6 protein-coding genes are annotated in these 9100 nt (G+C 56.4%); all 6 read right to left on the reverse strand.

The window, feature by feature from the left end; translation table 11 throughout:
* Window positions 1-27: 27 nt before the first annotated feature.
* The 6 genes from RRB22_15670 to RRB22_15695 all read right to left on the reverse strand — a co-directional run bounded on the left by RRB22_15670 (window position 28) and on the right by RRB22_15695 (window position 9005).
* Window positions 28-1242 (reverse strand): EAL domain-containing response regulator, encoded by a 1215-nt coding sequence (locus RRB22_15670; protein MDT8385837.1) that lies wholly within the window; start codon window positions 1240-1242, stop codon window positions 28-30.
* Window positions 1239-5633 (reverse strand): PAS domain S-box protein, encoded by a 4395-nt coding sequence (locus tag RRB22_15675; protein MDT8385838.1) that lies wholly within the window; start codon window positions 5631-5633, stop codon window positions 1239-1241. The genes RRB22_15670 and RRB22_15675 overlap by 4 nt, the downstream gene beginning before the upstream one ends.
* A gap of 776 nt (window positions 5634-6409) precedes the next feature.
* Window positions 6410-6715, reverse strand: a complete 306-nt coding sequence (locus tag RRB22_15680) for a YciI family protein (GenBank protein ID MDT8385839.1) — start codon at window positions 6713-6715, stop codon at window positions 6410-6412.
* Between the two features lie 108 nt (window positions 6716-6823).
* Complete coding sequence (locus tag RRB22_15685) at window positions 6824-7846, reverse strand: GNAT family N-acetyltransferase (GenBank protein MDT8385840.1); 1023 nt, start codon at window positions 7844-7846, stop codon at window positions 6824-6826.
* 391 nt (window positions 7847-8237) lie between these two features.
* On the reverse strand, window positions 8238-8756 hold the full coding sequence (locus tag RRB22_15690; GenBank protein MDT8385841.1) for a DUF2141 domain-containing protein: 519 nt from the start codon (window positions 8754-8756) through the stop codon (window positions 8238-8240).
* 66 nt (window positions 8757-8822) lie between these two features.
* A complete protein-coding gene (locus RRB22_15695) occupies window positions 8823-9005 on the reverse strand; it encodes a GlsB/YeaQ/YmgE family stress response membrane protein (protein MDT8385842.1) in 183 nt (60 codons plus the stop codon).
* Between the last annotated feature and the right edge of the window lie 95 nt (window positions 9006-9100).

The raw sequence follows: 9100 nt of genomic DNA on the forward strand, positions 1-9100 counted from the left end.
TATCCTGATGGTGTTATACGGTAAATCTTACCCACCACATCTGGGGAAGAGCCACATTTTTTTAACGAGCGTCTGGTGCTGTGACTCCCAGGCCGGTATCCAGGCAGCCAATTCTTCTGCCGGCATGGGTTTGGCGATAAAGTAGCCTTGCGCAAAATCACAGCCGGTGTTTAGCAGGAAATCCCAGTCAAGTTGATCCTCAACGCCCTCGGCCACTGTTTTCATGCTCAGGTGCTGCGCCATGCCGAGGCTGGCCTCGACGATGGCCCGCAACGGCGCATAATCATGGGCGCCATGCACAAAGCCGCGGTCGACCTTGAGTTCATCAAACGGAATATCCCGCAGTTGGGCCAGTGACGAATGTCCGGTGCCGAAGTCGTCGATGGATAAATTGATATTCTTGAGCCGCAGACGCGTCAGAATATCCAGGGGTGTCAACGGGTCTTTCATGAGGCGGCTTTCTGTCACCTCCAGCACGATACTGTTAAGCGGGATGCCCGCCTTTTCAATCTTATGGGCGACGTAATCGGCGAAATCCAGGGTAACGAGATTATCCATGGAAATGTTGACGGCCACTTTTAATGGGATACCCGCATCATGCCACCGACGCGCCTGTTGCAATGCGTCCGCCAGTACCGTGCGCGTCAGATCATCAATCAGGCCGTGCTCCTCCGCGGTGCTGATAAACTGATCGGGGAACACCAGGCCGTCCCGCGGATGCTGCCATCGCACCAGTGTCTCAACCCCGACAACGCGACCGGAGTCGATCGCGACCTGCGGCTGATAGTGATTGATCAGCTCGTGATTGGTCAGGGCCTGTTGCAGTTCATCAGGGGCATAGGTTTTGCCTGGTGTCCTGTCCAGTATCTGCGGCGCGCGTTCGATGACATCCTTGAGTTGCGCGGTGGCGATCGGTTTATGCAGGGCGCCCAATACTCGCAGCCGGTGGGCGTTGGCGAGTTTTTCCACGGTATGCAGGATGCGCCGATCTTCGCCGCTGATCAGTATCAATCCGCCGGCATATTGTAAGCGCATGAGATGGCGCGCAAACTCGACACCGTCCATATCAGGCATCTGCAGATCCAGCAGCACCATATCGAAGGCGCCTGTGTCCTGTTCAAGCAGCGCCAAGGCCTGGTGCGGATGTTCCAGCGCGGTGACATTATCAAACCCTAAACCGGCCAATTGCCTTGAAAGCAATTTGAGCACAAAGGGATCATCATCAAGCAGTATTATTTTCATGCTTTATCCTCCATGGATGCCTGATCATTATCGGTAAGCAGATCACTGATTTCATTTTCCACTGCAGTCCAGGTTGCCTCGAACTCCTGCATTTGTTCGGCAATGAAGGTTCTGTCGCCTTCCTTGCCTGCGTTTTCCATCCCGGCGCACAGATCGCCCAGCACCAGGGCGCCGACTGATCGGGACGACGATTTGAGCTTGTGTGCAATGGCGCTGACATGGCGCACATCGCCCGCGTTAAATGCGGTCTGGATCTCCCGGGTTAATCTTCGCGCCAACACAAGGTATTCCGACAGAAACTCCTGCACAGTCTCCCTGTCATCGCCCACCAGTTGTTTCAGTACGCTCACATCGACCAGGTGCACACCATCCGCCATTGGTTTTTTTTCTGCCGGGGTATCCGGGTTCGTCCCCGATTCGGGCAGCGGCAGCCACGTCTCCAGCGTTGTCCTGAGCGTCCTGAGCGGCACCGGCTTGGTCAGGTAGGCATCCATCCCCGCCGATTTCGCCCGGTTTTTTTCACCCCGCAGGGCATTTGCGGTCAGGGCGATGATGGGCAGGCGCTGCTCGCCGCGCTCCTCCTGGCGGATGGTCTGCGCCAGGGAGTAGCCATCCATCTCCGGCATGTGCAGGTCCGTCAGCAGCAGCGCATAACTGCCTTCCCGCCACAGGCGCAGGGCCTCCGCGCCGTTGCCGGCCACCTCTCCCGCATAACCGAGCAGGCGAAGCTGCTGCAGGATGACGCGCTGGTTGAGGTCATCGTCTTCGGCGATGAGGATCAGCCGGTTCTGGATACGGGCCTCGGCCACCGTCGGCGCCACCGCAGTCTCTTCGCGCATCAGGTCGCCTGCGTTCTGATCCTGGAACACCTCGGGCGATGCCCGGCCTGCGGCCACCGCCACGGCACGTATCAGTGCGTGCCTGCGCAGCGCATTGCCGTCGAAGCTCACCGCATTGTTTTTCTCCACGCGTGCGCGCTGCCGCCGGCCCCGGGTGACATACAGGAGCCGCACCTTGCTCATCCCGGTGAACAGCGGGTCGATTTCCGGACGCTGCCGCTCCGAGTACTGGATCACCACCACGAGCCCGTCTCGTTCCGCGGCCAGTTGTGCAGCAGTAGCGGTATCGTCCACTGTTTCCACCTGCGCGCCGGCATGCGTGAGATAGGCGCGCAGATCCTCTGAATGCAGGTGGCTGTGGCTAACCATGATGCAGACGATGCCTTCCAGTGGCGGCGGCTCGGGTTTCGGCTGTTCGTCGGCCAGCTCGAATGGCAGATTGATGGTGATCTCGGTGCCTTCGCCGAAGGTGCTTTCGGCCGTGATCTCGCCATGCATCATGTCCACCAGGCGCTTGCAAATCGCCAGTCCCAGGCCGGTGCCACCGAAGCGGCGGGTGGTATCGACCTCGGCCTGGGTAAAGGGCGTAAACAGTTGCTGCAGCGTCACTGGTTTCATGCCGATACCGTTATCCGCGATGCGAAAAGTCAGGCGGCATGGGGAGGCTGGAAGGGGCTCGACCCTGATGGACACCGCACCCGGGCGCTCGGGGTTGCCGCCGGAAAATTTGATGGCATTGCCCACCAGGTTGTACAGCAACTGGCGCAGGCGCACGTCGTCGGATAACAGCCGTTGCGGTATGTCGGGTGAAATGAACAGGCTCAGTTCCACTCCTTTCGCCACGGCCACCGGCATCAGCGAGTTGCACAGGCCCTCGACGATGTCGGGCACCGATACCGGGGCATGCTCGATCTCCAGCCGGCCGGCCTCGATCTTGGAGAAATCCAGGATGTCATCGATGATGCCGAGCAGGGTCGTGGCCGACTCGCGGATGGTGTTGACCAGCTCGGTCTGGTGTTCCGACAGGCGGCCCTGCGCCAGGATTTCCACCATGCCGAGCACGCCGTTCATCGGTGTGCGGATCTCGTGGCTCATGGTGGCGAGAAACGCGGACTTGGCGCGGTTGGCCTGCTCGGCTCCGGCTTTTGCCTGTTCGAGCTGCGCACCGGCCTTCTTGCGTGCGGAAATGTCCTGCAGGAATACCAGCGAGCCGTGTTCGCCCTCGTGTACATAGGGTACGCCGGTGGCTTCCGCATGAAACACACCTCCATCAAGGCGTTGCCATTTCGCCTCCACCGGTGGCAGGGTATTGCGGTAGTCGACACGGCGTCGGCGGATGCGTTCTCTTATCAGGTCGCGGCTGTCGGGATGGATGAAATCGAGCACCTCGCATCCCACCACGTCGTCCACCGATTGCGCGCCGAGCAGGGCTGCGGCCTTCGGGTTTATGAACACGAATTGCCCGCCGCTCTGTACGAAGATGCCCAGCGGCGCGGATTCAATCAGCGCCCGGTAGCGCGTCTCGCTGGCATGCAACGCCAGTTCCGCCTCGCGTTCCCTGCCGACATCGCGGAACACCAGCACCACGCCCTGCACGACACCATCCTGGTCCTGGATGGGAGCGGCACTGTCGGCGATGGGGCGCTCGCGGCCGTCGCGGCTGATAATCACCGTATGGTTTGCCAGCCCCTGGATTTTCCCCGTGCGCAACACCTTGTCGACCGGCAGGGGTGCCGGCTGACGCGTCTCCTCGTTGATGATGCGGAACACCTCTTCAACGGGACGGCCGAGCGCCTCCGGGGCGGGCCAGCCGGTCAGCGCCTCGGCGATCGGGTTCATGCGCGTAACGCGCCCGTCAGCGTCCGTGGCAAGCACCGCATCGCCGATCGACTGCAACGTGATCTCCAGTTTGCCCTCGCTCCGGCGCAGGGCGGTCTCGGCCTTGCGCCGCATGCGCAGCTCGGTTTCGAGTTCTCTGGTACGCGCGACCACGCTTGCCTCGGTAGCCGCCTGGCGGCCGGCGGTACTCAGGGCCGCAAATGCGATGAGCAGGGCGGCCAGTACCGAAAATCCGTAAAACAGCCGTGATTGCCCGGTAGCGCCGGGGCGCCAGTAACCGCCGAGGGGATACATCTCCAGCCGCCAGTCGCGGTTGGTGAAGCTGATCGTCCGTTGCCACTCCGTCGTGGCATCGACAGGCAGATTGCCCGCCATCACATGAGGCGCATCACCGGGCGAGACATCCGTGAGGCGAAACGCAATGTCATGGGTGGCGGCCCCCCGCGCCAGCGGCGCGAACAGCGCGTCGATATCGAACACGCCAACGATGAAGCCCTGTAGAGCTTCCTGGCGAGCCGACGCTGCGGCCGTATCGATCTCGAAGCCGTGCGGATACACCGCCTGAAACGCCAGCAGCGTGTGTCGCCCGGTGCGCAGTAACGGAACCATCGAGGCGGTGACGATCCCGCCCGTTTCCGCAGCACGGGACATTGCCTTGCGGCGGGGCGCGTCGAACCCGTGATCAAGACCAATGATCGCCTCGTTGCCGGCCACTGGCACCGTATAGATGACCGGGAAATACTCGGCACGCTCGGCGATCGCGCGCGGTTGCGTGTCGGCATCGAGTTCAAAGATGCGGTAGCCCGGCAAGCCCGCATTGCGCTGCGCCGCCTCGAAGGCCAGGCGTTCCGCCGCCGGTACCCGCGGCGCCCAGTCGACCGAAATGATCCCCTCATTTCCGGTAACCCTGGCGGTGAAGGTAGCGTATTCCTCACGATTGACCTCGTCGCTGGCCACAAAGAACCGTTCGAGGCTGCGCAAAGGCTCCGTGATCGTAGACAGAGAATGCATGCCCTTCTCGTAGACATCCTCCATCAGATTGTTGGCTTTGGCCTTTGCCCGGCCGGCCTCCAGAAGGGAAAGTCCCACATGGCCAGCCCCCATCAGGATCGCGGTAATCAGCAACGGCAGGGCCACGCGCCCACCGGACTGTGGCCAGAAGGCGCGGGCATGGGGCCAGACCAGCAACACCAGCGGGGTAAACAACAGCACCCCCAGCGTGTCGCCGGTCCACCACAACAGCCACTGGGCCGGGATCGTGTCCGCCGTCATGCGCTCGAAGCCAGACAACGCCAGCGTACCGATGGTGGCAGCAACCAGACAGGCTACGGGCCCGCCCAGGATCAGAAACCGCCAGACGTCACGCTCCTGCGACAGCGGTTGTTCGACGTTGAGCAAGCGCCGGGTCAGGTGGGCGCCGAGTAGTGCCTGCAGCGTCGTACCCGTGGCCAACAACCCGGCCAGCAGCGCGCCCGGGAGCGACATATCCAGCCAGAGATCGACGACGAACGCACCGAGCCAGATACCCGGCCAGCAGCGTGGGCCGCACATCAGGATTGCCGCCAGCGCCAGGCCGGCGGCCGGCCACAGTGGCGATGTATAGCCCGACGGTGTGCTCAGCGCCAGGCCGGCCATGGCCAGCGCAGCGTAAAAGACGGCGAGCAACACGATACGCATCGCCAGCCTGTTCATCGTTGTTGATTCGGCATTCATACGTCAACTTGGCTCCTTGCTTCTGATGACAGGTATCAACCGCTTGTATGAACGATTCTCTTTTCCCCCAGGCGAATAAAGTGAGGCCCATAACTTTTGCCAAAAGGTTCCAGCAATGCTGAGACTTTTAACAAGCGTGTGGCGCTGCAGCTATTTCGTTGTTTTAACTTAAACAGCCGAATAGGCCTCGGGCCCTGAGGTATCCCCATATAATGGCGGTCAAAAAAATCCTTTAGCGATGAAGATAAACAGGTAGACATGCATCGTTGGTTTCGATCTTTTTGTAAGTGACCAAACGAACAGAAAGATAACAATGCATACTACTCAGTTATTTGATAGGTCTATACGCAACTAAAGTCAAGCCAGACACTCGAAAATATGTTGCGCTTTGAATGAACGCGCCCAGTCACTACTATGCGGAAGGAAGTTATCTGTCACCGGTTTACTGCATGCCTCATTGCCGGAGGGCGGACGCGCACAGACACGCTACGAGGAAACCCACCGGCAGAAATTTGAGAGTAACCCTCCGGTACGTGAGTGTTTTCTGTCTGGATTAAAGGCCATCCAGCCTCAGGGATGTTGTCCCGTTGTTGTCACAGCGCAGGTCTCCGTGTGCTCGATAAGGGCATCGCGCACCGGCAACGTAATTATCGTGAAGCTAGGTGCAGACTTAAACAACAGGCTGTCGCACAGGGATATGGCCGATTTTTGTGGGGTCACTCAGAGTCTGAGCCAACAGAAAGTGAATGTTTGCTGAATTATTACTGAACAGGCATCTACATCATCTCAGACACTTCAAGTGACCCACCGATTTCAAGAAAAGGGCAGGCCTGGGCTATTGAGAGTGCGGCCTCCATCGAGTCTGCTTTAATGATAGAGAACCCGGACATTGCGCTACTCCCACCTTCTCTTATAGTGCCATCAGTGCTTACTGTACTCGTATCCTTTAATGGAATTGTAGGAATAACAACTGAGTCACCGAGTGATGATAACCACTCCATGTATTTCGAAAAGTGACTATTAGCTTCCTCTGGGCTGGATGGCTGATTACCACCCAGATAAACAAATACGAATTGTTTCATTTTAATATCCACATTGCTAAAAAATTTGATTCACTTGGCTACCTGCTGTGCCTGATGCTTACAAAGTACGGCTTGAGGCCAATGTAGTGCATGAACAGTTCCTTGTTGTCATTTGCGCATACGCCCCAGCGAGCTGGTAAACCGTTCATACCACCCTGCGGGTTTTAGGCTTTTCACACAACTGAACGCGAGGTGTTCCCTGCGTTCAGACATCCAGTCCTGCTTGTAAGCGTCGTTACCCGTCAGAAAGTCGATTTCAGTGACCTCATCAGTATCGATCACGTACTCCATCAGGTAACTGGTCACTATTGAACCCGGTGAATATTGTCCCCAGGCCTTGTCGTACGCCAGCCTGAATATACTCGCTTTACCGCGAAGAACAAACCAGAGCTGGGCAGCGACAGGTTGCCCCTTAACATAAAGAACCGCGAGTCTTGACCAACCCGGCCGGGAAAAACCCGCGACAATGCCATTGAGAAAATTTACGTACTGTTCGTTAGCTTTCCAGCTGGCTGTGTAGGCCGCATAATAATCTGACATTGCCTGCGGCACTTCGTCACCGGTAAAAAGACGAATCTCAAAACCGTGTTCACGATCAAGTTTACGCTTCTTGCGGGATATCGTATTACGCAGCCTGGCGGGGCGTGTTGCCATATATTCCACATATGACTGTCCCTGCACGCGATAAATCCAGTTATACGATCGAAATACTTGTTCACAATGATACCCGGCCATTTCCATGAAGCATTGCAAACCAGATATCCGGCTGTCATTTTCGTCAACCGGCTCCAATAGCAATGCCTTAAACGGCAACTGACTCAAGCCCTGGCTCAGGCAGGCGAGAATTTGCTGTTGATCATCGTGGGCAAGCAGCAGGCTATAATGTGGCGTGTATCGGTGTTTGAGGGAGTACAAGGTATTCCCATCACTCTTTACCAGGGGCAGGATCGCCATGATTTTGTTTCCGTCCACCACGCAGGCCAGCAGCATAGCCTGGTCATCATCAAGTGCAGCGGCCAAATTTTCAAACCAGGGGCGCGAGAAAAAGATACTGTCTTTTTCCCCCTGCTCAAAGAGCGCATTAGCACTGTTTGGTAGTTGGTCCCAGCGGGAGTAACAGACAAACTTCATTAACAAACTCAGCTAAAGTTAATGATCATCCGAACGGGTGATCATTGTTAATCAGGGTAAGGTTCGAATTAATTATACTTGTTTAAATAATTTTAGTATGACCCTGATCGCCCGTATTATGTCTTGGTTGCCACACCACAATACGAAATAAATTGAACATCATCTTTTAGAATGAACCGAATATATCTTCGCTTATATTTAGATTGTTCATTTGCTCATCAACTCCGAGACCAATAGCGAGTCCTGTGGGTCAGGTTTTGCAATGCAACAACCCCCGTTTCCGGTCCTGGGCAATCGAATGGATTGCTGGATTGAAAGACCTGCTCCATTGCTATCTTTTGGAAAAAAATTATACCCGCAGTCCATTTTTTATAAAAAAAACAAAGGTCGCTCAGTAATTCAACCTGATCGTCATATCCAGGTTTTGCCCATCGTATGGAAAGCTGGCGGCATCGAACGAAGGTGCACTGAACGAGGCTTTCGCGTCGTTTGAGAAACCGTAACCTTCCCTGGGGACCCCTAGCCAGTTGGTGTCAAGCTTGCCGTCCATATTTTCATCATGAATGACGGCCAACGCATATGACCCCGGCGGAATATCTAAAAAGTAGCAACTCGCCTGCGTATACCGAACTTTTATCATCATGATATTGGTTGCGAATTGCAGAAACTCGGCAGGAAAGCCCGCTGGCGATTCGAAAAGCGCACAGGCTACCGCGCCAGTGCTGTTTCTGATGTCCAGAATCTTGACGTGAATTCCACGGCATGATGATTGGGCAAGGGCAATGGTGGCAAGGTTCGCAAACACCAGCACTGCACACAATGCTACACATCGAACGCCCATGGAGCAGCGCGGCACCGGGAACCTGACCGTAGAGGTCAACGCGGAGTTCCGATGAATTGAGTCATTCATGATCTCCCTCATAGTCCCGGTCTGCGTAGCCTTGTTGAGTCAGCCATCCTGTTAGCTGCTAATGAGTCAGGCCCTCTTAACTATGCTGACTATATATAACAAAATAACAGCGCCAATAGTGGCCATAATTATAGCGCCTAATAACCCGCCTGTTGTTATGCCGAGCAAACCGAATACAAAGCCGCCCAATACGGCACCAACAATTCCCACAACAATATTACCTACGACGCCAAATCCTTTTCCCTTCATGATATTGCCAGCAAGCCACCCGGCCAGTGCGCCAACGGCTAAAAATATGGCTCTTCGGAAAAATTAGTGGGTAAAAATATAGCGAATTTGGAGCA

The sequence above is a fragment of the Gammaproteobacteria bacterium genome (assembly GCA_032250735.1).
GTDB lineage: Bacteria > Pseudomonadota > Gammaproteobacteria > SZUA-152 > SZUA-152 > SZUA-152.

Bases quoted from the DNA above. Each gene is read 5' to 3' on its own strand.
- RRB22_15670 (MDT8385837.1), bottom strand. From the start codon at position 1,242: ATGAAAATAATACTGCTTGATGATGATCCCTTTGTGCTCAAATTGCTT.
- RRB22_15675 (MDT8385838.1), bottom strand. From the start codon at position 5,633: ATGAATGCCGAATCAACAACGATGAACAGGCTGGCGATGCGTATCGTG.
- RRB22_15680 (MDT8385839.1), bottom strand. From the start codon at position 6,715: ATGAAACAATTCGTATTTGTTTATCTGGGTGGTAATCAGCCATCCAGC.
- RRB22_15685 (MDT8385840.1), bottom strand. From the start codon at position 7,846: ATGAAGTTTGTCTGTTACTCCCGCTGGGACCAACTACCAAACAGTGCT.
- RRB22_15690 (MDT8385841.1), bottom strand. From the start codon at position 8,756: ATGAATGACTCAATTCATCGGAACTCCGCGTTGACCTCTACGGTCAGG.
- RRB22_15695 (MDT8385842.1), bottom strand. From the start codon at position 9,005: ATGAAGGGAAAAGGATTTGGCGTCGTAGGTAATATTGTTGTGGGAATT.